Origin of the sequence: Methylobacterium sp. Leaf94, assembly GCF_001426045.1 — a bacterium.
Classification (GTDB): Bacteria; Pseudomonadota; Alphaproteobacteria; order Rhizobiales; family Beijerinckiaceae; genus Methylobacterium.
In genome coordinates, this window is the sequence record NZ_LMRM01000012.1 from 15,136 (window position 1) to 41,639 (window position 26,504).

The window sequence follows — 26,504 nt, forward strand, 5'->3', positions numbered from 1 at the left end:
CCGATCGCGACGCGGCGGACGCCCGGGATCAGCCCGCCGCGTCGAGTTCGGGGCCGCGGGTGACGTCGAGGCCGCTCGGTGCGCCCGGCGGCGGGCCGACCGTGACGGGCCGGCCCGTGCGGGCCGCCTCATAGATCGCCTCCATCAGCACCTGGTCCTGCAGGCCCTCCTCGCCGGGGGTGCGCGGGCGCCGATCCTCCTGGATGCAGCGCGCCATGTGGTCGATCTCCAGGGCGAACTGGTTCTTCTGCGCGAGGATGCGGGTGTCCTGCGATTCCGCCTGCCCGTCCGGTCGCGCGATCACCAGGCGCTGGCCGCGATACGCGAAGGCGTTCTGCAGGTCGATGGCGGCCCGGTCGGTATGGACCTGGAGCCGGCGCGACTCGTGAACCCCGTAGCTCGTCAGGCACTGCGCGATGACCTGCGAGGGGAAGCGCAGGGTGAAGGAGACCGACTCCTCGACCTCGGCGAATTTCGGATCGCCTTCCGGCGAATGGATCTGTGCCTCCACCGAGACGGGCTCCTCGCCGGTGAGGGCGCGCACGCCGTTCAGGCAGTAGAGCCCGATATCCGGCAGGGCACCGCCGCCGGCCAGGGCCTTCTTCAGGCGCCATTGCTGGGGCAGGCCGGTGGTCTGGCCGTTGAAGGCCTGGATCAGGCGCGTCCGGCCGACCTCACCGGAGCGGGCGAGACGCGCCACCTCGCGGTTGTAGGGCTCGTACTGGCAGCGATAGGCGATCATCAGCTTGACCTTGGCCGCCGCGCAGGCCGCGATCATGTCCCGGGCCTCGGCGGAGGAATTCGCCATCGGCTTCTCGCAGAGCACGTGCTTGCCGGCCTTGGCCGCGGCCAGCACGTCCCCGCGATGGACGGCGTTCGGCGTCACCACGTACACGGCCTGGACCGCGGGGTTTTGCGCGAGGCGGTCCCACTCGTCGTAGCCGTAGACCGCCTCCGGCGCGATCCCGTACTGCTCGGCCACGAGCTTCGCCTTGGCAGGGGTGCCCGACATCAGAGCGACCACGCGGGCCCGCTTCGTCTCGCCGAAGGCCGGCAGGATCTCTTCCAGGCTGAGGCGTCCGAGGCCCACGATGGCGAAGCCCACGCGCTGGCCCGGCGGCATCGGGGCGGGGGGCGGCGGGGGCGCCCGGTCCCCGGGGCCGCGCCAGTTCGGGAACATGACCTTGCCGCCCTGCACCGCGCCGGTATCGGCCGGGACCGAGGGGCCGGGCGGGCCCGATTGCGCGCCCGCGCCCGTCGCCCCGAGGGCGAGGCCGGTCAGAGTCGCACTGCCCGCGCGCAGGACGTTGCGGCGGGAGAGGGGGATGTCATCCGTCATGAAGCTCGCTGTCGGTTCCGGCGGGACAGGGGCCGCGGATGGAGAACCGCCGGCCTGCTCCTTCGGGAACGTCACGGCGAGAAACGCGGTTCCGGCGATCCGACGGCCTGCGCCACCGGATCGCTGCCGCCCTCAGGCCTCGTCGCCCCGCGCGGCCAGGCGGGCCCGCAGGGACGCGATCTCCGAGCGCGCCGCCCGAAGGTCGCGCATGAGTCCGATGGGGATGGGCACCGCGGCGGGCGGGTCCGGCACGAACTGGACGCCGACGCAATCGTCGCCCCGCCAGATCAGGCGTACCGGTCGCATCTGCCGGGTCTTGCGGATGTGGAGGTCGAAGATCTCCGGCAGGGGCACGCCGTCGCTGAGCGCGAGGCGCAAGCCATCGGGACCGCAGTCCCGGATCAGGCAGGCCGTGTCGGAGGCGTGCGGGGCGATGCGGATCTCGGCGCCGAGGAGGCTCCGCAGCCGGTTGCCCTGTCGACGCTCGCGGGTGATCGAACCCATGTGACCCTCTTCAGAAGTGGCATTGGGGTAACAGGGTTGTGGCCTCCCGGTGCCGGTGGGCGAAAGCGCCGGAGCGATTCATCGTCCGGTAGGGTTAAGGCGTCCGCTCCGGCTCTCCGTGACGGGTCGGGGCCTCGACGTCGCCGCGCTGCTGCAGAACCAGGGCGACGAACCAGCAGAGGGCGGCCCAGGCGGCTCCGACGCACCAGCCGGCGACCACGTCGCTCGGCCAGTGCACCCCGAGATAGATGCGGCTGAGCCCCACCAGCAGCGTCATCGACACCCCGACGATGAGCACCAGGATCTTCACCCCGCGCTGGCGGTCCACCCGGGCGATCAGGCTCGCCAGGGTCAGGTAGGCGATGGCCGACATCATGGCGTGGCCGCTGGGGAAGCTCGCGGTGAACACCTCCATCCCGTGGGGCACGAGGTCCGGGCGGGGGCGCTGGTAGAACATCTTGAGCACCGTCGAGGCGATCTCGCCGCCGCCGATCGCCGCGACCACGAAGACGGCGATGCGCCGGCGCCCCGTCATCGCCAGATAGGCGCAGGCCGCTGCCGTCACGAACACGATGGTGAAGACGCTGCCGAGCCCGGTGATGTCGCGCATGGTCTCTTCGAGCCAGCGCGGCCCGATCGGGTCGGAGAGATCGGCGGGATTGCGCAGGGCGAGGAGGATCTTGCGGTCGAGGGCGGCGGTCGAGCCCTCGCCGACCTCGTTGGCCAGGGCGAAGAAGCCGTAGCCGAGGAGACTCACCGCCAGCAGCGCGAGGACCGGGCCGACCTCGTTCAGGCGCAGGGCCAGGCGCAGGGCGTTCGCCCGGGTGACGAGCGGATTGTTGCGGTAGCCGGAGGGCAGGGCTTTCATGCGGGCGTCTTCGCGAACTGGTCGATGGGGGGCTGGGGGCTCCCGGCATAGCGGATCGGCGGGGCGTCCTCCATCCGGGCGGACGCGGCGTTACCCGAACGCGAAGCTGGCGCGACGCTCCCAGGGACCGCCGAGGTAGCGCCAGAGCAGAAGGCCCGGCGCCGTGAACCGGAAGGGCGTGAAATCCGCCTCCAGCTCGGCGTGCAGCGTCCGGGCGGTGCCGGGATCGACCTTGTTCTGCACCGTGACGTGCGGGCGCCAGCCCCGCCGATCCTGCGCGGTCAGGCCCTCGCCCAAAGCCTCGAACGGGTCGGCGAGCCGCGCCCGGAAGGCCGAGAGGGCGTCGGAGGCGAGCACGTAGGCGACGCCGCGCCCGGTGAAGCGCAGGCCGGTCACCGCCACCTCCGGCGGCGCCTGGGTCCGGGTCATCGCCGACAGGGTCTCGACGATGCCCGGCTCGCTCGGGCCCGGCAGGTGGTGGAACAGGGTCGCGTGGGCCGGGATGTGGTTCAGCGCCTGCGGGAAGTGCCGGCGGCGCAGGCCGTCGAACCGCGCGAAGGTGTCGGGATCCATCCCCAGGGTGAGGATCAGCGGGTCGGGCGTGGGGGTGTGGTCTGTCATGGTCCGATCCGGCGTGAGGCAGGGAGATGGCGCGGGCGGGAGCTGCGTCCAGGGCCGGGCGCCGCCACGGTCCGCGGCGTGGCCGCCGCCGCCCGGCCTGTTCAGGGCGGTCCGGGCCGGGTAGAGAGCCCCGATGCGGCGCAAACACCGGGAAATCGTCCATGTGGGGCGCGAGGGCTGGCTCTTCCTGATCGGAGGCACGAACGGTGTCCTCGAGCAGTATCGCGCCAGCCTGTCCCGGTGGTGGCGCCTGCGCGGCTGGGTCAAGCTCGTCGCGGCGCGGGCCGCCCGGGCCCAGGCGCTGGGCATCCGCTACGTGCACGTCGTCGTGCCCGAGAAGCTGTCGGTCTACGACGACCGGACCCAGGATCTGCGCTTCGATCCGCGCCAGGCGCCCACCCGCGTGCTGGCCCGGCGGCTGATCAACAATCCCCACTACGTCGACCTGCTGGCGCCGATGCGGGCGGCGCGCGACGGCGCGGTGCCGCTCTACTACCGCACCGACACGCACTGGAACTACGAGGGCTGCCGGCTGGCCTACGGCGTGCTGATGCGGGCCTGCGGCGCGGTGCCCCCGGCCGATCTCGATGCCCGCGAGCGCTACGAGACCACCCGGGTGCGCGATCTGGGCGAGAAGATTCCGGAGAAGCCGATCGAGACGGCGAGCCATGCGGTGCTCGACCGCGACGCCCGCCGGACCTACGCGAGCCCGCTCGTGGCCGCCTACGAGGCCGCCGGCCGCGCCCCGGATCTCCATGTGGGCGCCCATGTCTGCTTCCGGAACGACCGGCCGGACGTCGATCCGCGCACCCTGGTGCTGTTCGGCGATTCCTACGCGCATTTCGCGCCGATCATGCTCACCGGCATCCTGGCGGAGAGCTTCCGCGAGGTGCACTTCGTCTGGTCGTCGAGCATCGACTGGGGCTACGTCGAGCGGGTGCGGCCCGACCTCCTGGTCTTCGAGATGGCCGAGCGCTTCGTCACGCGCCTGCCGGACGACACCTTCGACATCGCCACCTACCAGAAGGGCGAGCACCTCGCGGCCGCCGCGCCCGCCGTCGCGGCCCCCCCGGCCGAGGCCCCCACGCCGGAGGGGCTGTCCGCCGAGGCCTGAGCGCCCATCTTTCCGCGGACACGCAAACGCGGGAGGGAACGATCATGGGGCTGCTCGTCGACGGCGTCTGGCAGGATACCTGGTACGACACCAAGGAGACCGGCGGCCGCTTCAAGCGTACCGACGCCAAGTTCCGGAACTGGATCACCGCCGACGGATCCCCCGGTCCCAGCGGGGAGGGCGGGTTCCCGGCGGAGGCCGGGCGCTACCACCTCTACGTGTCGCTGGCCTGCCCCTGGGCCCACCGCACCCTGATCGTGCGGGCCCTGAAGGGCCTGGAGGCGGCGATCTCGGTCTCTGTGGTCGATCCGCACATGGGCCCGGAGGGCTGGGTCTTCGGCGATTCGCCCGGCGCCACGCCCGACACGGTCAACGGCGCGACCCGCCTCTACGAGGTCTACCTGAAGAACGATCCCGGCTTCACCGGCCGCGTCACCGTGCCGGTGCTGTGGGACAAGCAGCGCGCCGCCATCGTGTCGAACGAGTCGGCCGAGATCATCCGGATGCTGAACGGCGCCTTCGGGACCGCCGGGCCGGACCTCTACCCGGCCGACCTCGCGGGCACGATCGACGCGGTCAACGCCCGGGTCTACGACGCCGTCAACAACGGGGTGTACAAGGCGGGCTTCGCCACCGAGCAGGCCGCCTACGCGGAGGCCTTCACCGCGCTGTTCGCCGAACTCGACGCCCTGGAGGCCCGCCTCGACACGGCGCGCTACCTCTGCGGCGACCGGCTGACCGAGGCGGATCTCCGCCTCTTCACCACCCTGGTGCGGTTCGACGCCGTCTATGTCGGGCATTTCAAGTGCAACCGCCAGCGCATCGCCGACTATCCCAATCTGTCGAACTATCTGCGCGACCTCTACGCCCTGCCGGGGGTCGCCGGCACGGTGAACCTCGCCCATATCAAGCGGCACTATTACGAGAGCCACCCGACCATCAATCCGACCCGGATCGTGCCCCTCGGGCCGGCCCTCGACTTCGACGCCCCGAACGACCGCGCCGCCCGCTTTCCCGCCTGAGCCCGGAGCCCTGCGCGCCCGCAGCCCCTCGACGAACCGACCCGCAGCCTTACATCGGAATCATGATGCGCCTCTCGACCACCCGCCTCGTCCTTCTCGCTGCCCCGCTGCTCACGGCCGCGCCCGCCTTCGCCCAGACGGCCGTCAAGCTCGAGGGGCGCTGCGAGAAGCTCGTGATCGCCGGCCAGGACGTCTCGGCCACCTGCAAGAACACCCTGATGAACACGGTCTCGCGCAACCGCACGAGCTTCGACTTCGCTGCCGAGGGCCGGTCCCTGAGCTTCAGCGGCAACGGCGCCCAGCAGGAGCGGACGGAGGAGACCGACCCGCTCCAGCCGATCAACCTCGTGATCCCGAGCGAGACCACCAAGGACGGCGTGGTCCAGGGCCCTCTGGTCGCCGTCGGCTCCTGCGCCTTCAGCACCCCGGAGCCGGGCAAGACGACGATCACCTGCGAGGCGAGCGCCGCCAAGGGAACCTACCAGGGTGTCTTCGTGACCGATGCCAAGGCACCGGATGCGGGCAAGGCCGGCGGCAGCGCCCCCCGCTAGGAGCGCGGGCTTCCTCCGGTGGGCGGGTCGTGTCGAAGCGGGATCCGCCGATGACCCGGGGGCGATTGCGTGTGGACGTCCGCTCTGGTCCGAGCGCGCGGAGTTCCCATCTCTTGACGCAGGACGGAACGGGTGGACAGACCCGGACCCTCCGACGGATCCAAACGAAGGCCTCGAGGACGTTATGCTGAACGATGCGCCGGTGCCGGGCGGCCCCACCCCCACCAAGGACGTGACCACGGCGAGCTTCCGCCAGGACGTCATCGCCGAGTCGATGCAGCAGCCCGTGCTCGTCGACTTCTGGGCCCCGTGGTGCGGCCCGTGTAAGCAGCTCGCCCCCGTGCTGGAGAAGGTGGTCGCGGGCTCCGCCGGCAAGGTGAAGCTCGTCAAGATGAACATCGACGAGCATCCCTCCATCGCCGGCCAGCTCGGCATCCAGTCGATCCCCGCCGTGATCGCGTTCGACAAGGGCCAGCCGGTCGACGGGTTCATGGGCGCGGTGCCCGAGGCCCAGATCAAGGACTTCATCACGCGCCTGGCCGGCCCCGCCGGTCCGACGCCGATCGAGGAGGCCCTGTCCGAGGCCGAGGCCCTCCTCGGGGTCGGCGACGTGGCGCAGGCCGCGCAGCTCTACGCCGCCGTGCTCGCCGAGGAGCCCGCGAACGTCGACGCGATCGCGGCCCTGGCCAAGATCCAGCTCGACGCCGGCGACATCGAGAACGCCAAGGAGCTCGTCGCCATGGCGCCGCCCGAGACGGCGTCCCATGCCGGCCTCGCCAGCGTGCGCGCGGCGATCGAGCTCGCCGAGCAGGCGGCGGCCCTGGGCGACCTCGGTACCTTTCAGGCCCGGATCGAGGCAGACCCGAACGATTTCCAGGCTCGCTTCGACCTCGCGCTCGGTCTCAACGGCCGCAACCTGCGCGACGAGGCGGTGGACCAGCTCATCGAGATCGAGCGCCGGGACCGCACCTGGAACGAGGGCGCGGCGCGCAAGCAGCTCCTCACCTTCTTCGAGGCCTGGGGCCTGATGGACAAGGCCTCGATCCGCGGGCGGCGACGCCTGTCGACGCTCGTCTTCGCGTGAGGCCGCGAACGAACCGCAGGGGAACACGATGAGCACGCATGCGGGCTACAAGGGACCGGCCGACTGCCCCGGAGTGATTCCGGTCTTCCCGCTGCCCGGTGCGCTGCTGCTGCCGCGCGGACAGATGCCGCTGAACATCTTCGAGCCGCGCTACCTCGCCATGATCGACGATGCCCTGCGGAACGACCGGATCATCGGCATGATCCAGCCCGACGTGGAGGCGGGCTCGTCGCCGATGACGCCGAAACTCTTCCGCGTCGGCTGCGCCGGGCGGATCACCCAGTTCGCCGAGACCGGTGACGGGCGCTACCTCATCTCGCTCACCGGCATCGCCCGGTTCCGGGTGGAGAGCGAGCTCGCCACCACCACCCGCTACCGCCGCTGCCAGGTCTCCTACGACGACTTCGCCACGGATTTCGAGGCGCGGGCGGGTGAGGCGGCGGTGGACCGGGAGGGCGTGCTCAAGGCCCTGCGCGACTTCGTCGAGGTCAACGACCTCAAGGTCGACTGGGCCGGCATCGAGGAGGCGCCCAACGAGGCCCTCGTCAACGCCCTCTGCATGATGAGTCCCTTCGGCGCCCGCGAGAAGCAGGCCATGCTGGAGGCGCCGGACCTCAAGACGCGGGCCGAGGTCTTGATTGCGGTGACCGAAATGGAGTTGGTGCGCGGGTCGGGCTCCGAGCCCACGCTGCAATAGTTTTTTCCCGCGAAGGATACGCCCCAGATGGCCGATGACACCCCGGGCCCCGTCGAGGCCACCCGCGTCGACCCCAAGCTCCTCGAGCTCCTCGTCTGCCCGTTGACGAAGGACACCCTCGAATACGATGCCGGCCGCCAGGAGCTGGTGAGCCGCTCCGCCCGCCTCGCCTATCCGATCCGCGACGGCATCCCGATCATGCTGCCGGAAGAGGCGCGGGCGCTCACCGACTGATCGGCCGCGCCGGCATGACCGATCGCCCGACCATTGCCCTCGTCGCCACCGGCGGCACCATCGCGATGAAGCACGATCCCGTCACGGGGGCTCCGGTCCCCGCCCTGACGGGGGCCGACCTCGCCGCCGCGGTGCCGCGCCTGGCCGACCTCGCCCGGATCGCGGTGGTGGAGTTCGCAAACGTGCCGAGCGCCTATATGGGCCCGGACCTCTGGCCCGGCCTCAGCCGCACGGTGGCGGACCTGCTGGCGCGGCCGGACATCGCGGGCGCCATCGTCCTGCACGGCACCGACACCCTCGACCAGACCGCCTATTTCCTCGATCTGACGCTGGCGAGCGACAAGCCGGTGGTGATGGTGGGCGCCCAGCGCAACGCCTCCGAGGCGGATGCCGACGGCGCGCGCAACCTCCTCAATGCGGTCCGCCAGATCCTGGCCCAGGGCGCGCGCGAAGATCTGCGTGGGCTGGGGGTGACGGTGACGCTGAACCACAACATCAACGCCGCCCGCGCGGTGCGGAAGTCCCACACCAACAACGTCGAGACCTTCAATTCCGGCGAGGCCGGCTTCCTCGGGCAGGTGGACGAGGACCGGGTCGTGTTCGCCCGCAAGCCCCTGCGGCGCCAGACCCTGCCGCTCCCCAAGCGGCTCGCCCGGGTCGCGCTCGTGGCAATGGCGGCCGGTGACGACGGGCGCCAGCTCCGCCACGCGGTGGCGGATGGGGCCGAGGGCGTGGTGGTCGCCGCCTACGGCTTCGGCAACGTCAACGAGGCCCTCTACGACGCGGTGGTCGAGGCCATCGCCGCCGGCGTCACCATCGTGGTGGCGAGCCAGGTCCCGCACGGCCGGGCGCTGCCCGTCTACGGCTTCAAGGGCGGCGGCAGCACGCTGCGGGCGGCCGGCGCGGTCTTCGCCGACGACCTCTCGCCGGACAAGGCCCGGGTCCTGGCGCTCCTCGCCCTGCCGATCACCCGGGACCGCCAAGCATTGCAAGCGTATTACGACCGGTAACGCCAAGCTTCGGCTTGGTCCTGGGCCATGGTCATGGCCCGTTCAGACACGTTCGGCAATAAGTCTCATCCATCGATTGCGGCGCTTGTCACAATCCTGCCGCTTCGGCGGGTATGCTCAGCGCACTCTCACTTGATCGTCTGCTTGAACCGCCGGTGCGCCATCCTGTGGCCGCGGCTCGGACGGACGCTGTTTTGCCGAAGGATGATGCATGTCCAAAGTTGCGGTGGTTCTGGCGCTCGGAGCCGGCCTGTCCTCGCCCGCGATGATCCCGGCCGCGGCCCGCGACGGCGGAAACTTCAACGGGGCCTGGTCGGTGGAACTGGTCACCGAGAGCGGCATGGTCTGCGACAGCCGCTACACCTATGCGGTGTCGGTGCAGGAGGGGCAGGTGCGCCTCACCTCCGCGGCGGCCGGCGCCACCCTGAACGGCCGCGTCGGGCCGGACGGCACGGTCGGTCTCAACGTCTCGAACGGCACCGCCTCGGGTGCGGTCTCGGGCCGCCTCCAGGCCCAGAGCGGCGGCGGCACCTGGAAGGTCTCTTCCCTGTGCTCCGGCCGCTGGACGGCCCGGCGCCACACCACCCGGACCGCCCAGGCGGAGTAGGGTTCGAGTCGGACGCGGCCCGCTTCCCCGGCAGCTCGCGGGCCTGAAGGGACTCTCGTCGCGCTTGTGGGACGACCGCGACCGGCGGTCGATCCGCGGCTGACGGGGCCCCAGGGCCCCCGCGCCTCACCCCTCCCCACAGGGGGAGAGGGACGAGCCGGCCGGATGCGTGTTCCGGCCGTCGGTTCAGGGCCTCAGGCGGCCGCGAGCCATTGGCGCGCTTCCTCGATATGCGCGCGGTCGAAGGTCTTGATCTGGGCCGGCGAGACCTTGCCGAAGGTGTCGGCGATCATCCGCAGCCACGAGGCGTCGGTCACCAGGGCGACGTGGCTGACGCCCTTCATCATGGCGAGGCCGAAGCGCGGGTCCTTGAAGAACGCGGCCGGCTCCATGCCCTTGAAGTCGCGCACGTCTTCCAGGAGCTTGATCTTGCCGCCCTTGTCGAGGTCGGCCTGCATGGCGGTGATGACGGTGTTCATGTCCGCATCGGTGATCTGTCCGTCGACCACGATCTCGGCGACGCTCGAATCCGGCTTCTTGGTGTAGGTCAGCACGTGGGGCACTCCTCAGGGGATCGAACGCTACCCAAGCGAACGTCGGGCCAGCGTTATAGGAAACTCTGCGGGTCCACGTCGATGGCGACCTTCACGTTGCCGCGAACCTTCGGGCCCCGCGCCAGCCACTCGCGCAGGTAGGTCTGCAGGTCGACGGTGCGCTCGGTCTTCACCAGTAGCCGGAAGCGGTAGCGCCCGCGGATCAGCGCGAGCGGCGCCTCGGCCGGCCCCAGCACCATCACGCCCTCCGGCGGCTCGGCGGCCCGCGCCAGGGCCTGCCCGTGGGCCTCGGCCACCTCGCGCTCGTTCGCCGAGACGATGAGGGCGGCCAACCGGCCGAAGGGCGGCAGGCCGGCGGCCTCGCGGGCGCCGATCTCCTCCTCGTAGAAGCGCTCCGAATCCCCCGAGAGCAGCGCCGCAATCACCGGATGGTCGGGCTGGTAGGTCTGGAGCAGGGCGCGGCCCGGCTTCTCGCCGCGCCCGGCCCGGCCGGTGACCTGCTGCAGAAGCTGGAAGGTGCGCTCGGCCGCGCGGGGATCGCCGGAGGTCAGGCCGATATCGGCGTCGAGGACGCCCACCAGGGTCAGGTGCGGGAAGTTGTGGCCCTTGGCCACGAGCTGCGTGCCGATGACGATGTCGCAGCCGCCCTCCGCCACGGTCTGGAGCTCGGCCCGCAGGCGCTCGGCCCCGCCGGGAAAATCGCTCGACAGCACGATGACGCGCTTGTCCGGGAAGAGCTCGGCCACCTCCTCGGCGATGCGCTCCACCCCGGGGCCGCAGGGGGTGAGGTTGTCGAAGGTGCCGCATTCCGAGCAGGAATCCGGGCGCCGCTCGGCATAGCCGCACTGGTGGCAGACCAGGGCCCGGCGGAAGCGGTGCTCCACCAGCCAGGTCGAGCAGTTGCGGCACTGGTAGCGGTGGCCGCAGGCCCGGCACAGGGTCAGGGGCGCGTAGCCGCGCCGGTTGAGGAACAGCAGGGCCTGATCGCCGGACTCCACGGTCTCGCGCACCGCCGCCACCAGGGCCGGGGCGATGAAGCGGCCCCGCTCGGGCTTGTCGGCGCGCATGTCGATGGCGGCGATGTCGGGCAGGCGCCGGCCGCCGAAGCGCTCGGGCAGGGCGACCCGGAGGTAGCGCCCGCGCTCGGCATTGACCCGCGTCTCGATCGACGGGGTGGCCGAGGCCAGCACCACCGGGCAGTTCTCGATCCGCCCGCGCACCACCGCCATGTCGCGGGCGTGGTAGTGCACCCCGTCCTCCTGCTTGTAGGCGGCCTCGTGCTCCTCATCGACCACGATGAGCCCCAGATCCGCGAAGGGCAGGAACAGGGCCGAGCGGGCGCCCACCACCACGGCGATCTCGCCCGCCGTGACCCCGGCGCGGATGCGCTCGCGGCGCTTGCCCCCGACGCCCGAGTGCCAGGTCGCCGGACGCACGCCGAAGCGCTCGGCGAAGCGGTCGAGGAACTGCGCCGTCAGGGCGATCTCGGGCATCAGGATCAGCGCCTGGTGGCCGCGCCGGACGCAATCGGCCACTGCCTCGAAATACACCTCGGTCTTGCCCGAGCCGGTGACGCCCTCCAGCAGCACGGTCGGCGCCTTGTGCGCCACGCCGGGCGGCGCGACCTTGCCGTCGGCCGGCAGGGGATCGCCGATCGCGTCCGTCGGCGCGGGCTCGGCGGGGCCGGGGTTCATCAGCGCGTCGAGCTCCCGCACCGCCGCCTCCTGCGCCTCCGAGAGGGGCACGCGGGCGTGGTCCGGGTCCGGCGGCAGGGCGACCGGCTCGGGCGCCAGGGCCAGGGCCTCGAGGGCGCCGTCGTCGATCAGGCCGTCGACCACGCTCAACGAAACGCCCGCCTCCTTGGCGAGCGCGCTCTTGGCCCGCATCGCCCCGTCCGCCGCCACGGCCAGCACCTTGGTGCGGGCGGCGGTCGGCCGGGACGGCGCCTTGCCGGAGGCCCGCACCCCGACCCGCACGGTCTCGCTCAGGGCCGATTCGTCGGGCAGCCGCAGGGCCATGGCCAGGGCCGAGCCCTTCGGCGCCAGGGTGTAGCGGGCGAGCCAGTCGACGAGTTCGCGCAAGGCGTCCGGCAGGGCCGGCACGTCGACCCGGCCGGTCACCGGCCGCAGGTTCGAGCCGCCGGGGCTCTGGCGCACGCCCCACACCACCCCCACCGTCTCGCGCGGCCCGAGGGGGATCTGCACGACCTCGCCGACCGAGAGGTCGAGCCCGGCCGGCACGGCATAGCTGTAGGCGCTGTCCAGCGCCAGCGGGATCAGGATCTCGGCGACGCAGGGCATCGGGCGGGGCTTTGACGGAACATAACCGGAATATAAGCATGCCGGAGGCAATGCGCGACCGCCGTGCCGCCGATCATTGCCCGGAGGCGACCCAGGATGGACGGACCCGAACCCCCGGCCTCCGGCACGGCCGGCGATCCGGCCCCCGAGGGGGTGCTGCTCCTGCATGGCCTCGCCCGGCGGGCCGCGTCCCTGGCCCGGCTGGAGCGCGCCGTCCGGGCCGCCGGGTTCGTGACGCTGAACCTCGATTATCCCTCCCGCAAGGCGGATCTCGCGGATCTCGCAGGCATCATCGGACCGCCCGTCGCCGCCTTCGCGGCCCGGGTACGGACCCTCCACGTGGTCACCCACTCGATGGGCGGGCTGCTCGCCCGGGCCTGGCTTCGCGAAGACCGGCCGGCCAATCTCGGACGGGTGGTGATGCTGGGGCCGCCGAATGGTGGCAGCGAGGTCGCCGACCGCCTTCACACCCTGCGCGCCTATCGCCGGGTCTTCGGCCCGGCCGGCGCCCAGTTGACCACCAAACCGGACGAAAGCCTGCGCAACTGCCTCGGCCCCGTCGATTTCCCCCTCGGGATCATCGCGGGCGACCGCACGCTCTATCCCCTGGAATCCTGGCTGATGCTGCCGGGTCCCGATGACGGCCGGGTCACCGTCGCGCGCACCCGGGTCGCCGGGATGGCCGACCACATCACCCTGCCGACCAGCCACGGCCTGATGATGCGCAATCCCGCGGTCATCGCCGAGACCCTGCGCTTCCTGCGCACCGGAGGGTTTTCGCCGTCCGCCCGCGGTGACACAAGGCGCGCATGAGCCTCGATGCGCCCCCGCCCGACCCCGTGCCGCCGCGCCTCGAGTTGCGTGGCATCGGCCTGCGCTTCGGCGCGGTGCAGGCGCTTGCCGACATCGCCTTCCAGGTCCGGCCCGGCGAGATCCTGGCTCTGCTCGGCGATTCCGGCTGCGGCAAGAGTACGCTCCTGCGGGCCATCGCCGGTCTCGAGCAGCCGGAGACCGGCACGATCCGCCTCGACGGCACCTTGCTGAGCGAGGACGGCCGCGGCGTCCCGCCGGAGGCGCGCGGCGTCGGTCTGATGTTCCAGGACTATGCCCTGTTTCCGCATCTCACCGTGGCGGAGAACGTCCGCTTCGGCCTTCACGGCAAAAGCGTCCAGGGCAGGTCCGCCGCCGAGGCCCGCGCCCTGGTGCAGGCGCGGCTGGAGCAGGTCGGCCTCGCCGACCGGGCCAAGAGCTATCCCGGCACCCTCTCGGGCGGCGAGAGCCAGCGCGTGGCCCTGGCCCGCGCCCTGGCCCCGGGGCCGCGCGTCCTCCTCCTCGACGAACCCTTCTCGAACCTCGACCGGCGCACCCGCGACCGGGTCCGCGACGACACCCTGGCGGTCCTGCGCGCCAGCGGCGCCACGACGCTCCTCGTCACCCACGACCCCGAGGAGGCCCTGGGCTTCGCCGACCGCATCGCCCTGATGCGGCGGGGGCGCATCGTGCAGGTCGGCACCGGGCCGGACCTGTATTGCCGCCCTGCCACGCGCTTCGCCGCCCGCTTCTTCGGCGACCTCGTCGAGATCGACGGGACCTGCCGCTCCGGCACCGTGGCGACGCCGTTCGGCCTGGTTCCCGCGCCGGGCCACGCCGAGGGGGCCGCCGTGACCCTGTGCCTGCGCCCGGAGGCGATCCGCCTCGGCGCGGCGGGGGCGTCCCTCCGGGCCGTGGTGCGGGCGCGCCGCTTCCTCGGGGCCGCCGCCCTCCTGAGCCTGTCGGCGGACGGGTTGCCCGAGCCCCTGCACCTGCCCGTGCCGGCGGACGACCCGCGCGAGCCGGGAGATGCGGTCGGCCTGAGCCTCGATCCGGACCGCGGGTTTATTTTTGCGAACGAGATGGATTAAAACACAGGCCCGGGCCGAGCTTGCGCTCGATCCGGGGTAATAGTTTCGAATTGTTTTAAGTCCAAAACATCGCGCTTGTGTTTTTCTCGCCGATGCTTCTGAACACCCGCCACGTTCTGACGGAAGGGTGTCGGCCATGGCGGGTGGGATCAAGGCAATCGGGTTCGCTGGCTGCGCGTTGACGGGTTTGGCCCTCGCGGCCCTCGTCGGGACGGCGTCGGCCGCCGAGGTCAACCTCTACACCACCCGCGAACCCGGCCTGATCCGGCCCCTGCTCGACGCCTTCACCGCCAAGAGCGGCGTCACCGTCAATACGGTGTTCGTCGAGAAGGGCCTCGCCGAGCGCGTGGCGGCCGAGGGCGCCCGTGCCAAGGCCGACGTGCTGATGACCGTGGATGTCGGCAACCTCATCGACCTCGTCGACCGCGACCTCGCCCAGCCGGTGCGCTCGGGCGTGCTGGAGGCGGCGGTGCCCGCTACCCTGCGCGACGCCGAGGGCCGCTGGTTCGCCCTCTCCATGCGGGCCCGGGTGCTCTACGCCGACAAGGACCTCGCCGACCTCACGGCCATCACCTACGAGGGGCTGGCCGCCCCGACCTGGAAGGGCGGCCTCTGCCTGCGCGCGGGCCAGCACCCCTACAACACGGCGCTCATCGCCCATTATCTCGTCAAGCACGGCCCGGAGAAGACCGAGGCCTGGCTGCGGGCCCTGAAGGCCAACCTCGCCCGCAAGCCCGCCGGCGGCGACCGGGACGTCGCCCGCGACATCCTCGCCGACACCTGCAAGATCGGCCTCGGCAATTCCTACTATGTCGGCCTGATGCGCTCCGGCCGCGGCGGCCCCGAGCAGCGGACGTGGGGCGAGGGCATCAAGGTGGTGATGCCGACCTTCGCGGGCGGCGGCACCCACGTGAACATCTCCGGCGCGGTGGTGGCCAGGAACGCCCCCAACCGCGACGAGGCGGTCAAGCTCCTCGAATACCTCGTCTCCGACGAGGCCCAGGGGCTCTACGCCAAGGCCGATTACGAGTATCCGGTGAAGGCCGGCGCGCCGATCGACCCGCTCCTCACGGCGCTGGGCCCCCTGACCATCGATTCCGTGCCGCTCGTCGAGATCGCCCGCAACCGCAAGGCGGCGAGCCTCCTCCTCGACACGGTGGGTTTCGACAACTGAGGAGCCTGCGGCGCAGGCGGGTGAGGGGGCGCCCCCTCCGGAGCGGTCGCTCCCCCACCCGACCCGCCGACGCGGGCCACCCCCTCCCGCGGAGGGGAGAGGGACGCGCGCATGACCGCTACGGCGCGTGAGCCGGTCGGTCCTTGCGGGAGGAGCGCCCACACCGTCGGCCGATCCAACGGAAAACGTCCTTGAGACCAGCATGACCGGGGTCGCCCCCGCCCTCCCGCCCATCGCCCATCCCCGCGGCCTCGCCTGGGGCGTCGCCGCCCTGCTGCTCTGCGCCCTGGTGCTGAGCCCGGTCGTCGCCCTCGTGTTTGCGGCGGGCGACGGAAGCGGAGCGGGGGCGGGCGGCGCCGCGCTCTGGCCCCACCTCGTCGCCCACGTGCTGCCCCAGGCCCTGCGCGACACCGCCCTGCTGCTCGCCGGGGTGGGCGTGCTGGTGGTGGTGCTGGGGGCGGGCTCCGCCTGGCTCGTGGCGGCCTACGACTTCCCCGGCCGGCGCCTGCTGGAGGCCGGGCTGCTCCTGCCGATGGCGGTGCCGACCTACATCGTCGCCTTCGCGTATCTCGACCTGATGCACCCGATCGGCCCGGTGCAGACCACCCTGCGCGACCTCCTCGGTTATACCCGCCCGCGCGATTTCGTGCTGCCGGAGATCCGCTCGCTGCCCGGCTGCATCCTCCTCCTCGGCTTCGTGCTCTACCCCTACGTCTACCTGCCGACCCGGGCCCTGTTCCTGATGCAGGCCGCCAACCTCATCGAGGCGGCGCGGATGCTCGGGCGTCGGCCCTCCGCCACCTTCCTGCGGGTCGCCCTGCCGATGGCGCGGCCGGCCATCGCCCTGGGCGCGAGCCTCGCCCTGATGGAGGCCCTGAACGACATCGGTGCGGCGGAATTCCTCGGGGTGCGCACCCTGACGGTCCAGGTCTACGCTACCTGGGTGAACCGCTCGGATCTCGCCGGTGCGGCCCAGATCGCCCTCGTCATGCTGGTGGCCGTCGTCGCCCTGGTGGCCCTGGAGCGCTGGGCCCGGGCCGGGCGCGGCTTCTCGAGCGGCGCCCAGCGCCCGCGCCGCCTCGCCCGGCAGCGGCTGAGGGGCCTGCGCGCCGCGTCCGCCCTGGCCCTCGGCCTCGTGCCCGTGGCCGTCGGCTTCGCGATTCCCGCGACCTACCTCGTGCAGGCCGCCCTGCGTCGGGTGTGGCGCAGCGGGCTGCCGGAGACGATCCTGGCGGAGATCGGCCACACCCTGCTGTATGCGGGCGCCGCGACCGTGATCGCCGCCGCCCTGGGCTTCGTGGTGGCGGCGGGGCCGCGCCTCGTTGCCCGGCGCTGGGGCGAGGCGCTGATCCGGGTGGCGAGCCTCGGCTACGCGCTCCCCGGCGCGATCCTGGCCATCGGTCTCCTCGGGCCCCTGGCCTGGGCCGACGCCACTCTGTCGGCGGGGACGACGCGGCTCTTCGGCGTCGCCCCGGCGCTGATCGGCCTCGGCACCGGCGGGGCCCTCGTCACCGCCTACCTCGTCCGCTTCCTCGCGGTCAGCATCGGCACCTGCGAGGCCGGGCTGGCCCGCGTGCCCCGCAGCCTGCCCGATGCCGGGCGGATGCTGGGGCGCGGGCCGGGCGCGACCCTGTGGCGGGTCCAATTGCCCTTGGCCTGGCCGGCGGTGCTCAGCGGCGCGCTCTTGGTCTTCGTGGACTGCGTCAAGGAACTGCCCGCGACCCTGCTGCTGCGGCCCCTCAACGTCGAGACCCTGGCGACCCATCTCTACGGCGAGGCCGCGCGCGGCACCTACGAGGACGGTACGGTGGCGGCCCTCCTCATCGTCGCCGTCGGGCTCGTGCCGGTGGTGATCCTGCTCCGCCTCGGGACCCCGCGCCGCGAAGCCGACGCAGAACCTGCCGATCAGCGCTTGACGCGGCCGCGCCCCTCGCCCTAGAAGGCCCTCGGTCCGGGTGCGTAGCTCAGCGGGAGAGCATTCGCTTCACACGCGAAGGGTCACAGGTTCGATCCCTGTCGCGCCCACCATTTCCCTCGAAGCCTCCCCGCTGCTTCGGCGACCCAATCCCAAACACCGACACGAGTCCGAGGCCGCCCATGGCGCCGCCGGTCCAGGACACGCCCGCGACGGAGGGCTCGCCCCCGCCTGGACCATATTCGGGACGCCCGCGGCGACGAGGACGGGCATGGCTGGCTCCCCTCTTCCTCAGGCAGCCCCCAGGGGCGACGACCGGGACGGGGGCCGACGCTTTCCGCGCGCCTTGCGGCGCTCGGGTGCGGGATCCGGGAGCGCTCGGGGCGTCTCAGGCGACCTCGACGGATCGGGTCTTCGGAGCTCCGACCCGGCGGCGGGGCGCGACCAGCAGGACGAGGGCGCCGGCCGCCATGCAGACGATCGATCCGGCCAGCACGCCGACCTTGGTCTCGGCCTCGAGGTCCGGCGCGTCGGCGAAGGCCAGGAGGCCGATGAACAGGCTCATGGTGAAGCCGATGCCGCAGAGGAGCGAGACCCCGTAGACCTGCATCCATCCGGCCCCCGCCGGCCGCTGGGCGAGCCCGAGCTTCACCGCCGCGAAGACGAAGCCGAACACGCCGAGCTGCTTGCCGACGACCAGACCGAGGGTGACCCCGAGGGTCACGGGGTCGAGCAGCATCGCGGGCGTGAAGCCCGCCAGCGACACGCCCGCATTGGCGAAGCCGAAGATCGGCAGGATCAGGTAGGCCGACCAGGGATGGAGCGCGTGTTCCAGCCGGTGCAGGGGCGAGGTCGGATCGTCCGGCCGGCCGATGCTGAGCCGCAGGGGGATCGTCAGGGCCAGGAGCACGCCCGCCACCGTGGCGTGCACCCCGGATTTCAGGACGAAGACCCACAGCACCGCGCCGAGGACGAGGTAGGGCGCGAGGCGGCTGATGCCGGCCCGGTTCAGGCCGTAGAGCACCGCCAGGGTCGCGGCCGCCCCGCCCAGCATCGGCAGGGACAGGTCGGCGGTGTAGAACAGCGCGATGATGAGCACCGCGCCGAGGTCGTCGAGGATCGCCAGGGCGGTGAGGAACACCTTGAGCGAGACCGGCACCCGGGAGCCGAGCAGGGCCAGGATGCCGAGGGCGAAGGCGATGTCGGTGGCGGCGGGAATCGCCCAGCCGCGGAGGGTCTCCGGCGAGTGCCGGTTCACCGCCACGTAGACCAGGGCCGGCGCCGCCATGCCGCCGAGGGCGGCGAGGCCGGGCAGGATCCGGTCCGGCCAGGTCCGCAGGCGCCCATCCAGCATCTCGCGCTTGATCTCGAGACCGACGAGCAGGAAGAACAGCGCCATCAGGGCGTCGTTGATCCAGTGCAGGACGCTCAAGCCCCCGACCTTGGTCTGCAGGACCGCGAAGTAGCGCTCCGCCAGGGGCGAATTCGCCACCACGAGGGCGAGCACCGCGCTCGCCATCAGGACGAGGCCGCCGCCCGCCTCGGAGGTGAGCATCGACCGGAAGGCCGAGAACGGCCGGCGGAGCGGGGCAGGAGCTTGCATGGTTCTTTCCTTACGACACCTGGGCCGGGACACAACCGCGGCCGCCGGTGAACCGATGAACGCCTCGGCGCCCCCGTCCCCCTGCGCCGAGGCTCGTGGGGCGCGAGCATGCCGGATCCCCCGAACGGCCCTCGGCCACGCCCCATCGCTCCACGCCTCCTCGGCTCTGTCTCCCGGGTCCTTGAGCTCCGGGATACTTGGAATGCACGTATTTATCCCTGGCGCTTGTCCTGTGCTGGGTCCCCGAAGACAGTTGCGTTCAGAGAAAGCGTGGGTCGTCCGCAATCTCTCCCGGACGCAGGACCCCGCCAAGACGCGCCGTGCGTTTACCAAGGGGCGCGAAGGACCTTGTCGAAACGGACGCCACCTGCAATCCCTGCAGGGCCCTCGATGATCGGGGCGCAACACCGACTGTCGCCATGCGCCGCCTGCACAGCATCGACTCGATCCGTGGTCTGGCCGCCCTGGCGGTCATCTACGCCCATACCGTCGAGTTCGGGTTGAAGACGCAGCTCGGTCCGTTTCCCCTCGAGCGCCTCGTCCTGTCCGGGCTGACCGAGTACATCGATGTCGGGAAGATCGCCGTGACGCTGTTCTTCGCGGTGTCGGGCTTCGTGGTGCCCTTCTCGCTGTTCAAGGGGGGAGACCGGCCGATCCTCGCCTTCGCCGTGTCGCGGTTCTTCCGCCTCTACCCCGCCTACTGGCTCTCGATCCCCTGCGGGCTGCTGGTCCTGTTCGTGTGGCCGGGCCGTGACATCCCCGCCGTGCTCGTGCCCGCCAACATCACGATGCTCCAGCAGTTCCTCGGCGTGGAGAACATCATCGCCCTGTACTGGACCCTGCAGATCGAGCTGATCTTCTACGGCCTCTGCGTCGGGCTCTTCGTCCTCGGGCGTCTCGACGATGCCGTCGGCGTCGTGCTGTCGGCCCTGGCCCTGATCGCGGCCGCCCTCGGCCTCGCCGCCCTGCGCTTCGTCCTCGAGCGGAAATTCCCGGTGGCCGTGCCCCTGTCCCTGGCGGTGATGTTCTGGGGACTCTGCCTGCGCTACCACGTCCTCGAGCGCCGGCCGGGCTGGGGCACCGCGCTCGCCGTGGTCACCGGCGCCCTCGTCTGTGCGATCCCGCTGGCGTCCGTGCTGGCCTACGGGCGCGACATGGGCTTTCACGAGAACTGGGTGAAGTACCTCGTCACCTACTGGGCCGCGATGGCGCTGTTCGCCCTGCTGTCCCTGACGCTGCGCATCGAGGGGCGGCTGTTCACCTACCTGGGCGCCATCAGTTACTCGATCTACCTGTTCGGGCCGGTGGTCCAAGGGGTGCTCGAGCATGCGCTGGCCGGGTACGCGCCGGTCGTCCCGATCCACCTGTTCGCGGCCACGACGGCACTCGCGACCGTCGCGGTCGCGGCGCTGGTCTATCGCTGGATCGAAGCGCCCGCCATCGCGCTGGGCCGCCACGTCATCCGTCGCCACCTCCTGTCGACCTCCGACGCAGGGCGGGACGCGCGCCCCCCGGTCGCTCCGCTGCTCGGACGCTCCGAGATCTGAGCCCGCCGCCGGGGCGACGCGGCGAGGCCCTCTGCCCTGTCCGTCAGCGGGACGATCCCTCCCGGAGAACGGTTGCGCCGGGGAGGCGCGCCCCGGGTGATGGCGCTCGGCCTGCCCGACGGGCCATCTCAGGCATGCGAGTAGGATAAGTCGTAGACATCCGCGACCTCCGCGTTCCACTCCACCCGTGCGGGACCGGTTCGCCGGATGATGCATCCGCTGAGGAGGTAGGTCGGCCCAAGACTCATCTGTTGGAAATTCGTATCGTTGATGTAGTCCGGCACGATGGAGGCAGGATAGCGATACTGCGCGTCCACGACCTCGAAGCCGGTATGTGCGTTGAAGATACCCCGCCAACTCTCCTTCGAGAAGCGGAAGAAGTCCCAGGGCTCCTCGTGCAGGGGCCACGCGGCGTGCGAGATGATGAGCCCCAGGGCGCCCTGACGAAGCACCTTGTTCATCTCCAATGCCACTTTCCACGGCATGAGGAGATGTTCGAACACCGCCATGGAGAAAGCGAAGTCGAAGGTTCGGTCGACGCGCCGACTGAGATGATGCGCATCGCAGACGGTGTCGACATTCGGCCCATCCGTGATGTCGATTCCCAGGTGTTCGATGTCGGCCGGAAACCAGGAACGGTAGCTGACGCCGCTGCGCGCCCGACTGCCGATCTCCAGCATGCTTCCCCGACGCTCGGCAACTTCCCCGCAGAAGCGATCCACCATCACCTGGAAAAGCCGATCGCCAGGGTTGGAGAACCCTCCGGACGGGTCTTTCAAGACGAAGCCTTCGCTGAATCGCAGCGTGAACTTCGTCCGATCAACGTGTAGGTGGGGGACGATGGCCACGAGGACGAAGCCCCAATTGACGGAGTCCGGTCCGAACACGGTCACAAGGTCCGGCCGCAGGACGGTCTGATGCTCGGTCTTCAGTAACGCGCCATCATAATACAATTCCGGCTGAAAGCTGTTGGCCCAGCCCTCGGCATACAGGCATCGTCCGACGACCGCGAATTTGTCCAGGTAGCCGTGATAGTTCATGGTGCCTCGGTCCACTTGGGAGAATCGCGCTACCGCCGGAGCGGCCTGATTCCGGGTGACCATGAACCCGTCCGCGATCTCGCACAACCTGCGCTGAGCGTTCTGGCTGAAGACATGAGTCAGGGTTGTGTCGGCGATCGGCGCCCTTGCTGGAGGGCCCGTTTCCCGTCCCGCATCCGGTCGCAGGGAGGTCGGAGCATCAGGGGCCCAACATCACGGACCGGTCGATGCCGGACCTTCCGATCGGCACGAGGCCGCGGACGGGAGCATCCGGACCTTGTCCGCCCGCCCCCGTCCTGGCATGGACCCCGCGACGGGCGGTCTCCCGTCCGTCCAGCCGCCGTCAGGACCGAATCGCCATGCCGCACGTGACCGTGAAGATGTACCCGGGCAAGACCGACGCCGAGAAGACGGAGATGGCCGAGGCCATCGCGGCCGCCCTGATGGCCAGTGCCGGAACCGCCGAGCGGGCGATCTCGGTGTCGATCGAGGACGTGGCCCAGGCGGATTGGGAGGCGCAGGTCTACCGCCCCGAGATCGTCGGCCGGCCCGAGACCCTGTTCAAGAAGCCGGGCTACACCCTGCCCTGAGCCCCGGCCCTCATCCTTTCGATCCCTGGAACGGGCGCAGCAGCCAGGCGAGGCGGCCGGCATCGTCGTCCCGGGCGTCCGGCGCCGGCCGGTCGGCCGACGGCTCGGAGGCCTTCGGCGCGCTGGCATCCTGCATGATCTGATCGAGGGGAGAGGGCAGCTCGGCGCCGTACTCGTTCAAGAGCAGGGCCGCATCGAGCAGGAAGCGGATCTGGTCGTCCGGGACGGGACGGCCCTGGATCTGCGCGTCGAGCACGGTCCGCGCGAAGAGGGCGGCCAGCCGCGACAGCTCGGGCAGCCGGTCGGGGGGCGCCCCGGCCCGGATCGATGACGCTGGAGCGGCACTCACCCGCAATCTCCCTGTCTGGATCGCGCGACTTCGACGCGCGTCGCGCATGTCAGGCCCTGTATACCGCGCGTTTCTCACCAGTTCGTTGAGTTCCGACGGCGGCATTTCCGCCGCGCCGGGCGACGAAGGCCCGAACCCAGGAGCCGGGTTCAGGCTCGCGCAGCGTCCGACCCAGGCCCGCCGGCCGGGGGACGTGTCCTAGCCGCCGCCAGGATCGGTCTCGCCGTCCGGCTGCGCACCGCCCTTCGGACCCTTTCCGGGCTTGCCGTCGGTCTTCTCGTTGGGATCCATCACCGCGTCCGGCGCCGTGTTGGCCGGCTTGTCCTTGGGCGGATCCTTGTCGTCGGAGCCTGTCATCGCGTCACTCCTCGGGGGTGGCAGGGGGGAATGGGGCCGGTCGGACTGTCCGTCGGACGAACCGCCGGCCGGCGTGGGATTGCGCCCCTTCGGAGCGCCGTCCCAGGCGGCGTTGCGGGCCGTATCCGTCTGACCGCCGGGGCCCTGCCGGGTGATCGCGGCCTGATCGGCCGACTGGCCGCCGCCGGCGACGGCCGGGTCGCCGGGCTTTCCGACATCGGAATCGGGCTTGCGCGTGCCCACGATGGGGATGTGATCGTTCGGCATGCCTACGCCCCCGCATCCTGGCCGTTGGGCGCGGTGGCGCGGTCGATGGCCTCGCGGGCCGCGCCCGAGGTTTCGGTCTTCCGCGCGGCCGCGCCGATCTCCTCCACGGTCGCGGGGGGCGCCTCGCCGCCCTGCACCGCAGGCTCGGATCCGGGGGGCGCGCCCTGCGTCGGCGTCCCGGCGTGGCGGTCGGCGTCCATCTCCTTCGGCGCGCTGCCCGCGCGCGGCTCGTCGGTCATGATCTCCTCCTGCTGTTGCAGGCTCAACCCGGCGCCAGCCCCGAGGTTGCTTCGCTCCAGGCGGCGCGGGCCTCGCGAAGGCGGGCCCGGTCGGCCTCGAGCGGCAGCGCCGCCTCGGCGCGCAGGAGGGCCAAGTCGGCCTGCGCGTGGGCGGCCGCCCGGACGGCCGGACTCCCGAGATCCGCGAGGGCGGCGAGGGCCTTCTGCAGCCGCAGGCCGATCGTCACGTCCGACGCGCCGTCGCGGGCGATGGGGTCGAAGGCATCCGCGAGAAGGTCGTCGGCGCCGAGGCCGGGCACGCGCAGATGCGGATAGATCCGCGCCTCGGGCGCGACGGCGCGGCGCGCGTCCCAGAGGCCGAGCACGCGCACCAGGGTGCCGATGACAGCGACGGCCGTCCCGGGATCGTTGACCGCCGGCGACAGGGCGCGCTGGGCCACCTCCGCGAGGACGATGAGCCCGAAGCGCGGATCGTCGTCGAAGCTGCGCCGGTCGCCGACGACGAAGGCCTCGGTGATCCGGTCCCGCAGGCCGTCGTCGACGGCGCCATCGACCGCCACCAGGAGGCGTCCGGGGTGGACGAAGGCGCCCGGCAGGGCCGCGAGGTGGAGGGTGAGGCCGTGGGCCCCGGCCAGCGCGTCGAGCCGGGCCGCATCGACGTGCTGGACGTAGCCCGTCGCTGCGGCGGCGATCCGGGTCGCGCCGGGCGGTGCCGGCTGCCAGGGCAGGCCGCCGAGATGGGGCGCCGCGGCGCGCCGCCCCAGGGCATCGCCGGCCGCGGCCTCGATGGCGCCGATGGTCTCGCCGACCCGGCCGAGATGCGACAGGGTGTCGATCCAGCGCACCAGCGTCGCCACCACGCTGACGAGGACCAGCAGGGTCAGGCCGAACAGGATCACCCGTCCCTGGCTGCCGTAGACATGGGTCTTGAGGGCGATGAGGCCGACGACGCTGTAGACGAAGGCGCCGATGAAGCTCGCGACGGCCGTTTGCGCACGGGTGTCGCGCATCAGCAGGGTCACGGCGCGGGGCGTCACGGTGTTGGTGGCCCCGCCATAGGCCTGCACGATGGTGGAGAGCGAGAACGTCGCCACCGGCAGCATGCTGGTCGCCAGGACGGAGAGGATCTGGTCGACGGCGTCCGCACCGATCGAGGCGCCGAGGTCCGCCGGCACCATCGGCGCCAGGACGGCCGAGACCAGGGCGGCCCCGACGCCGCCGACGCTGAAGGCGCCGACGCGGATGAAGGGGCGCCGCCCCCAGCGGCGGAGGGCATAGAGGGCGGTGGACATGACGGCGGCTCTCGGGCGAGCCTCGCGGGGCAGGGCTCGCGAGCCGGATACGCGACCTTCGGGCGCTCCGGGAGCGAGGCCCGGAGCGCCCGTGCGGTTCTGATCCCAAATCCGCTTGATCCCCACGGGATGGCGGACTTGGGCTCCGATCAAGCGCCGCGCCGGTTCGACGATCCGGGCACCGCTTCGATCGAGCGGACCCCGTATCAGAGGCCGTCGAACAGGGCCGAGGAGATGTACCGCTCGGCGAAGGAGCAGGCGACGGTGACGATGCGCTTGCCGCGGAAATCGGGGCGTGCGGCGAGCTTCAGGGCCGCGGCCACGTTGCCGCCGGTGGAGATGCCGCCGGGAATGCCCTCGAGACGCGACAGCTGACGCGCGGTGTCGAAGGCCTCCTGGTTCGAGACCGTGATGACCTCGTCGATGATCGATTTGTCGAGGTTGTCGGGGATGAAGCCGGCGCCGATGCCCTGGATCTTGTGGGGCCCGGGCTGGCCGCCGGAGATGACCGGCGAGTCGGTGGGCTCGACGGCGACGATCTTCAGGCCGGGCAGGCGCGGCTTCAGGACCGAGCCGACACCCGTGATGGTGCCGCCCGTGCCGACGCCGGCAACGAAGGCGTCGAGATGGCCCTGGGTGTCGTTCCAGATCTCCTCGGCCGTCGTCTTGCGGTGGATCTCGGGGTTGGCCGGGTTCGAGAACTGCTGGGGCATGATCGCGCCCGGGATCTCGTTGAGGAGTTCCTCGGCCTTGGCGATGGCGCCCTTCATGCCCTGCGGGCCGGGGGTCAGGGCGAGCTCGGCGCCCAGGAAGGCCAGCATCTTGCGGCGCTCCAGCGACATGGTCTCGGGCATGACCAGGATGAGGCGGTAGCCGCGCGCGGCCGCCACGAAGGCGAGGGCGATGCCGGTGTTGCCGGAGGTCGGCTCCACCAGCGTGCCGCCCGGCTTCAGCTTGCCGGAGGCCTCGAGGGCGTCGATCATGTTGACGCCGATGCGGTCCTTCACGCTCGCGATCGGGTTGAAGAACTCGAGCTTGAGCAGGATCTCGGCATCGACCCCGTGCTCCTTGGTGATCCGGTTGAGACGGACCAGGGGCGTGTTGCCGATGGTCTCGGTGATCGAGCCGAAGATGTGGCCGTGGCCCGGCGTGCGGGGCGAGGCGGGGCTCTGGGACTCGGCCATAGATCTCTCCTGAACAGCGTGCGGATTGCGTCCCGGAGGCCGGCGCAAGGGCGTGCCGGATCCCCCCTGGAACGAACTCAGGGCCGGGAGATATCGTGTCGTTTCTGTCGAGGCAATCGACAAAGACCCGAGATCAAAGACAATCCTTCTCCGTCGGCAACGAAGCTGCCGACTTGGAGTAGTCTTCACCTGCGGTGGTCGAGAAATGGAGAAGTTATTTCTTCGTCCGGCGATCTGCCGGGCGCGCGGCCGGGATCAGTGCGTCAACAGGGCGGCGCAGAGCATCACCATCGTGGCGACGACCGGGCTGGCGGTGACGATCATCGCGGCGCCCGCATGGAGCCCCTGGGGCCAGGTGTAGCGGGTCTCCTCGCGCAGCCCGGGCCGGAGGCCGTTGCTGCCGGTGGTCCATTCCACCCTGGTGCCCATCGCGTTCTCCCCATCCGCCGAAACGCTCGGCGGCCGGGCTCAGGAGGCACGGTGGGGCTTGAAGGGCGGGTAAATCCGCGGCCGCGACCGCGGATCGTCGTCAATGGAAGCT

The 26,504-nt window shown here is 71.4% G+C and carries 28 protein-coding genes and 1 tRNA gene; 15 read left to right on the forward strand and 14 right to left on the reverse strand.

What is annotated here, in order from left to right; all coding sequences use genetic code 11:
- Positions 1 to 28: 28 nt before the first annotated feature.
- The 4 genes from ASG63_RS08455 to ASG63_RS08470 all read right to left on the reverse strand — a co-directional run bounded on the left by ASG63_RS08455 (position 29) and on the right by ASG63_RS08470 (position 3,332).
- Positions 29 to 1,339, reverse strand: coding sequence for a Gfo/Idh/MocA family protein (locus ASG63_RS08455; RefSeq protein ID WP_056214333.1), 1,311 nt, complete (start codon positions 1,337 to 1,339; stop codon positions 29 to 31).
- A gap of 132 nt (positions 1,340 to 1,471) precedes the next feature.
- Complete coding sequence (locus tag ASG63_RS08460; RefSeq protein WP_056214337.1) at positions 1,472 to 1,843, reverse strand: hypothetical protein; 372 nt, start codon at positions 1,841 to 1,843, stop codon at positions 1,472 to 1,474.
- Between the two features lie 94 nt (positions 1,844 to 1,937).
- Positions 1,938 to 2,711: a phosphatase PAP2 family protein gene (locus tag ASG63_RS08465; RefSeq protein WP_056214342.1), complete on the reverse strand. Its 774-nt coding sequence runs from the start codon at positions 2,709 to 2,711 to the stop codon at positions 1,938 to 1,940.
- Positions 2,712 to 2,801: 90 nt separating this feature from the next.
- On the reverse strand, positions 2,802 to 3,332 hold the full coding sequence (locus ASG63_RS08470) for a 2'-5' RNA ligase family protein (protein ID WP_056214345.1): 531 nt from the start codon (positions 3,330 to 3,332) through the stop codon (positions 2,802 to 2,804).
- A gap of 133 nt (positions 3,333 to 3,465) precedes the next feature.
- Between ASG63_RS08470 and ASG63_RS08475 the strand changes: the two genes are divergently transcribed.
- From ASG63_RS08475 to ASG63_RS08510, 8 genes are all read left to right on the forward strand, one after another.
- Entirely contained in the window at positions 3,466 to 4,446 is a 981-nt protein-coding gene (locus tag ASG63_RS08475; protein ID WP_082559237.1) for an alginate O-acetyltransferase AlgX-related protein, read from the forward strand.
- 44 nt (positions 4,447 to 4,490) lie between these two features.
- Positions 4,491 to 5,468, forward strand: coding sequence for a glutathione S-transferase family protein (locus ASG63_RS08480; protein ID WP_056214349.1), 978 nt, complete (start codon positions 4,491 to 4,493; stop codon positions 5,466 to 5,468).
- Between the two features lie 65 nt (positions 5,469 to 5,533).
- A complete protein-coding gene (locus tag ASG63_RS08485; protein WP_056215316.1) occupies positions 5,534 to 6,019 on the forward strand; it encodes a hypothetical protein in 486 nt (161 codons plus the stop codon).
- A gap of 184 nt (positions 6,020 to 6,203) precedes the next feature.
- On the forward strand, positions 6,204 to 7,103 hold the full coding sequence (gene trxA, locus ASG63_RS08490; RefSeq protein ID WP_056214352.1) for a thioredoxin: 900 nt from the start codon (positions 6,204 to 6,206) through the stop codon (positions 7,101 to 7,103).
- 28 nt (positions 7,104 to 7,131) lie between these two features.
- Positions 7,132 to 7,800, forward strand: a complete 669-nt coding sequence (locus ASG63_RS08495) for an LON peptidase substrate-binding domain-containing protein (RefSeq protein ID WP_056214355.1) — start codon at positions 7,132 to 7,134, stop codon at positions 7,798 to 7,800.
- Positions 7,801 to 7,827: 27 nt separating this feature from the next.
- Positions 7,828 to 8,034 (forward strand): Trm112 family protein, encoded by a 207-nt coding sequence (locus ASG63_RS08500; protein ID WP_056214359.1) that lies wholly within the window; start codon positions 7,828 to 7,830, stop codon positions 8,032 to 8,034.
- Between the two features lie 14 nt (positions 8,035 to 8,048).
- On the forward strand, positions 8,049 to 9,044 hold the full coding sequence (locus ASG63_RS08505) for an asparaginase (RefSeq protein WP_056214363.1): 996 nt from the start codon (positions 8,049 to 8,051) through the stop codon (positions 9,042 to 9,044).
- Between the two features lie 211 nt (positions 9,045 to 9,255).
- Entirely contained in the window at positions 9,256 to 9,651 is a 396-nt protein-coding gene (locus ASG63_RS08510; protein ID WP_056214366.1) for a hypothetical protein, read from the forward strand.
- Between the two features lie 194 nt (positions 9,652 to 9,845).
- On the opposite strand, the gene ASG63_RS08515 is transcribed toward ASG63_RS08510, so the two are convergent.
- Positions 9,846 to 10,205, reverse strand: coding sequence for an STAS/SEC14 domain-containing protein (locus tag ASG63_RS08515; RefSeq protein WP_056214370.1), 360 nt, complete (start codon positions 10,203 to 10,205; stop codon positions 9,846 to 9,848).
- Between the two features lie 53 nt (positions 10,206 to 10,258).
- Positions 10,259 to 12,505, reverse strand: a complete 2,247-nt coding sequence (locus ASG63_RS08520; RefSeq protein ID WP_056214374.1) for a primosomal protein N' — start codon at positions 12,503 to 12,505, stop codon at positions 10,259 to 10,261.
- 96 nt (positions 12,506 to 12,601) lie between these two features.
- Between ASG63_RS08520 and ASG63_RS08525 the strand changes: the two genes are divergently transcribed.
- From ASG63_RS08525 to ASG63_RS08545, 5 genes are all read left to right on the forward strand, one after another.
- Complete coding sequence (locus ASG63_RS08525; RefSeq protein WP_056214378.1) at positions 12,602 to 13,318, forward strand: alpha/beta fold hydrolase; 717 nt, start codon at positions 12,602 to 12,604, stop codon at positions 13,316 to 13,318.
- Complete coding sequence (locus tag ASG63_RS08530) at positions 13,315 to 14,406, forward strand: ABC transporter ATP-binding protein (protein WP_056214383.1); 1,092 nt, start codon at positions 13,315 to 13,317, stop codon at positions 14,404 to 14,406. The genes ASG63_RS08525 and ASG63_RS08530 overlap by 4 nt, the downstream gene beginning before the upstream one ends.
- 136 nt (positions 14,407 to 14,542) lie before the next feature.
- Positions 14,543 to 15,580, forward strand: a complete 1,038-nt coding sequence (locus tag ASG63_RS08535; RefSeq protein ID WP_056214388.1) for an extracellular solute-binding protein — start codon at positions 14,543 to 14,545, stop codon at positions 15,578 to 15,580.
- A 202-nt stretch (positions 15,581 to 15,782) separates the two neighbouring features.
- Complete coding sequence (locus tag ASG63_RS08540; RefSeq protein WP_056214392.1) at positions 15,783 to 17,519, forward strand: ABC transporter permease; 1,737 nt, start codon at positions 15,783 to 15,785, stop codon at positions 17,517 to 17,519.
- Between the two features lie 14 nt (positions 17,520 to 17,533).
- A tRNA-Val gene (locus ASG63_RS08545) sits at positions 17,534 to 17,608 on the forward strand.
- A 275-nt stretch (positions 17,609 to 17,883) separates the two neighbouring features.
- On the opposite strand, the gene nhaA is transcribed toward ASG63_RS08545, so the two are convergent.
- Positions 17,884 to 19,098 (reverse strand): Na+/H+ antiporter NhaA, encoded by a 1,215-nt coding sequence (nhaA, locus tag ASG63_RS08550; protein ID WP_056214395.1) that lies wholly within the window; start codon positions 19,096 to 19,098, stop codon positions 17,884 to 17,886.
- Between the two features lie 419 nt (positions 19,099 to 19,517).
- On the opposite strand from nhaA, the gene ASG63_RS08555 reads away from it, so the two are divergent.
- Positions 19,518 to 20,645: an acyltransferase family protein gene (locus ASG63_RS08555; protein ID WP_056214399.1), complete on the forward strand. Its 1,128-nt coding sequence runs from the start codon at positions 19,518 to 19,520 to the stop codon at positions 20,643 to 20,645.
- A gap of 128 nt (positions 20,646 to 20,773) precedes the next feature.
- Here the strand turns inward: ASG63_RS08555 and ASG63_RS08560 are convergent, their stop codons facing one another.
- Positions 20,774 to 21,685, reverse strand: coding sequence for a methyltransferase domain-containing protein (locus ASG63_RS08560; RefSeq protein WP_056214402.1), 912 nt, complete (start codon positions 21,683 to 21,685; stop codon positions 20,774 to 20,776).
- Between the two features lie 359 nt (positions 21,686 to 22,044).
- Between ASG63_RS08560 and ASG63_RS08565 the strand changes: the two genes are divergently transcribed.
- Positions 22,045 to 22,275: a tautomerase family protein gene (locus ASG63_RS08565; protein ID WP_056214407.1), complete on the forward strand. Its 231-nt coding sequence runs from the start codon at positions 22,045 to 22,047 to the stop codon at positions 22,273 to 22,275.
- Positions 22,276 to 22,285: 10 nt separating this feature from the next.
- Here the strand turns inward: ASG63_RS08565 and ASG63_RS08570 are convergent, their stop codons facing one another.
- The 6 genes from ASG63_RS08570 to ASG63_RS25140 all read right to left on the reverse strand — a co-directional run bounded on the left by ASG63_RS08570 (position 22,286) and on the right by ASG63_RS25140 (position 26,392).
- Positions 22,286 to 22,624 (reverse strand): hypothetical protein, encoded by a 339-nt coding sequence (locus ASG63_RS08570; protein ID WP_244479854.1) that lies wholly within the window; start codon positions 22,622 to 22,624, stop codon positions 22,286 to 22,288.
- Positions 22,625 to 22,822: 198 nt separating this feature from the next.
- The gene (locus ASG63_RS25930) at positions 22,823 to 23,248 is read right to left on the reverse strand and encodes a hypothetical protein (RefSeq protein WP_200957544.1); all 426 of its coding nucleotides are present in this window, start codon (positions 23,246 to 23,248) and stop codon (positions 22,823 to 22,825) included.
- A 2-nt stretch (positions 23,249 to 23,250) separates the two neighbouring features.
- A complete protein-coding gene (locus tag ASG63_RS08580) occupies positions 23,251 to 23,487 on the reverse strand; it encodes a hypothetical protein (protein WP_156394125.1) in 237 nt (78 codons plus the stop codon).
- Between the two features lie 23 nt (positions 23,488 to 23,510).
- Positions 23,511 to 24,779 (reverse strand): DUF2254 domain-containing protein, encoded by a 1,269-nt coding sequence (locus tag ASG63_RS08585; RefSeq protein WP_056214413.1) that lies wholly within the window; start codon positions 24,777 to 24,779, stop codon positions 23,511 to 23,513.
- Between the two features lie 206 nt (positions 24,780 to 24,985).
- On the reverse strand, positions 24,986 to 25,963 hold the full coding sequence (gene cysK, locus ASG63_RS08590; RefSeq protein ID WP_056214417.1) for a cysteine synthase A: 978 nt from the start codon (positions 25,961 to 25,963) through the stop codon (positions 24,986 to 24,988).
- 255 nt (positions 25,964 to 26,218) lie between these two features.
- The gene (locus tag ASG63_RS25140; RefSeq protein ID WP_156389704.1) at positions 26,219 to 26,392 is read right to left on the reverse strand and encodes a hypothetical protein; all 174 of its coding nucleotides are present in this window, start codon (positions 26,390 to 26,392) and stop codon (positions 26,219 to 26,221) included.
- Positions 26,393 to 26,504 lie beyond the last annotated feature (112 nt).

Excerpts from the sequence above, each read along its gene's own strand:
- ASG63_RS08530 (WP_056214383.1), top strand. The coding sequence starts at position 13,315 with ATGAGCCTCGATGCGCCCCCGCCCGACCCCGTGCCGCCGCGCCTCGAG.
- ASG63_RS08585 (WP_056214413.1), bottom strand. The coding sequence starts at position 24,779 with ATGTCCACCGCCCTCTATGCCCTCCGCCGCTGGGGGCGGCGCCCCTTC.
- ASG63_RS08455 (WP_056214333.1), bottom strand. The coding sequence starts at position 1,339 with ATGACGGATGACATCCCCCTCTCCCGCCGCAACGTCCTGCGCGCGGGC.
- ASG63_RS08485 (WP_056215316.1), top strand. The coding sequence starts at position 5,534 with ATGCGCCTCTCGACCACCCGCCTCGTCCTTCTCGCTGCCCCGCTGCTC.
- ASG63_RS08535 (WP_056214388.1), top strand. The coding sequence starts at position 14,543 with ATGGCGGGTGGGATCAAGGCAATCGGGTTCGCTGGCTGCGCGTTGACG.
- ASG63_RS08510 (WP_056214366.1), top strand. The coding sequence starts at position 9,256 with ATGTCCAAAGTTGCGGTGGTTCTGGCGCTCGGAGCCGGCCTGTCCTCG.
- ASG63_RS08580 (WP_156394125.1), bottom strand. The coding sequence starts at position 23,487 with ATGACCGACGAGCCGCGCGCGGGCAGCGCGCCGAAGGAGATGGACGCC.
- ASG63_RS08505 (WP_056214363.1), top strand. The coding sequence starts at position 8,049 with ATGACCGATCGCCCGACCATTGCCCTCGTCGCCACCGGCGGCACCATC.
- ASG63_RS08555 (WP_056214399.1), top strand. The coding sequence starts at position 19,518 with ATGCGCCGCCTGCACAGCATCGACTCGATCCGTGGTCTGGCCGCCCTG.
- ASG63_RS25140 (WP_156389704.1), bottom strand. The coding sequence starts at position 26,392 with ATGGGCACCAGGGTGGAATGGACCACCGGCAGCAACGGCCTCCGGCCC.
- ASG63_RS08465 (WP_056214342.1), bottom strand. The coding sequence starts at position 2,711 with ATGAAAGCCCTGCCCTCCGGCTACCGCAACAATCCGCTCGTCACCCGG.
- ASG63_RS08525 (WP_056214378.1), top strand. The coding sequence starts at position 12,602 with ATGGACGGACCCGAACCCCCGGCCTCCGGCACGGCCGGCGATCCGGCC.
- ASG63_RS08540 (WP_056214392.1), top strand. The coding sequence starts at position 15,783 with ATGACCGGGGTCGCCCCCGCCCTCCCGCCCATCGCCCATCCCCGCGGC.
- nhaA (WP_056214395.1), bottom strand. The coding sequence starts at position 19,098 with ATGCAAGCTCCTGCCCCGCTCCGCCGGCCGTTCTCGGCCTTCCGGTCG.
- ASG63_RS08520 (WP_056214374.1), bottom strand. The coding sequence starts at position 12,505 with ATGCCCTGCGTCGCCGAGATCCTGATCCCGCTGGCGCTGGACAGCGCC.
- ASG63_RS08480 (WP_056214349.1), top strand. The coding sequence starts at position 4,491 with ATGGGGCTGCTCGTCGACGGCGTCTGGCAGGATACCTGGTACGACACC.
- ASG63_RS08460 (WP_056214337.1), bottom strand. The coding sequence starts at position 1,843 with ATGGGTTCGATCACCCGCGAGCGTCGACAGGGCAACCGGCTGCGGAGC.
- ASG63_RS25930 (WP_200957544.1), bottom strand. The coding sequence starts at position 23,248 with ATGCCGAACGATCACATCCCCATCGTGGGCACGCGCAAGCCCGATTCC.
- ASG63_RS08560 (WP_056214402.1), bottom strand. The coding sequence starts at position 21,685 with ATGAACTATCACGGCTACCTGGACAAATTCGCGGTCGTCGGACGATGC.
- ASG63_RS08565 (WP_056214407.1), top strand. The coding sequence starts at position 22,045 with ATGCCGCACGTGACCGTGAAGATGTACCCGGGCAAGACCGACGCCGAG.
- trxA (WP_056214352.1), top strand. The coding sequence starts at position 6,204 with ATGCTGAACGATGCGCCGGTGCCGGGCGGCCCCACCCCCACCAAGGAC.
- ASG63_RS08495 (WP_056214355.1), top strand. The coding sequence starts at position 7,132 with ATGAGCACGCATGCGGGCTACAAGGGACCGGCCGACTGCCCCGGAGTG.
- cysK (WP_056214417.1), bottom strand. The coding sequence starts at position 25,963 with ATGGCCGAGTCCCAGAGCCCCGCCTCGCCCCGCACGCCGGGCCACGGC.
- ASG63_RS08500 (WP_056214359.1), top strand. The coding sequence starts at position 7,828 with ATGGCCGATGACACCCCGGGCCCCGTCGAGGCCACCCGCGTCGACCCC.
- ASG63_RS08475 (WP_082559237.1), top strand. The coding sequence starts at position 3,466 with ATGCGGCGCAAACACCGGGAAATCGTCCATGTGGGGCGCGAGGGCTGG.
- ASG63_RS08470 (WP_056214345.1), bottom strand. The coding sequence starts at position 3,332 with ATGACAGACCACACCCCCACGCCCGACCCGCTGATCCTCACCCTGGGG.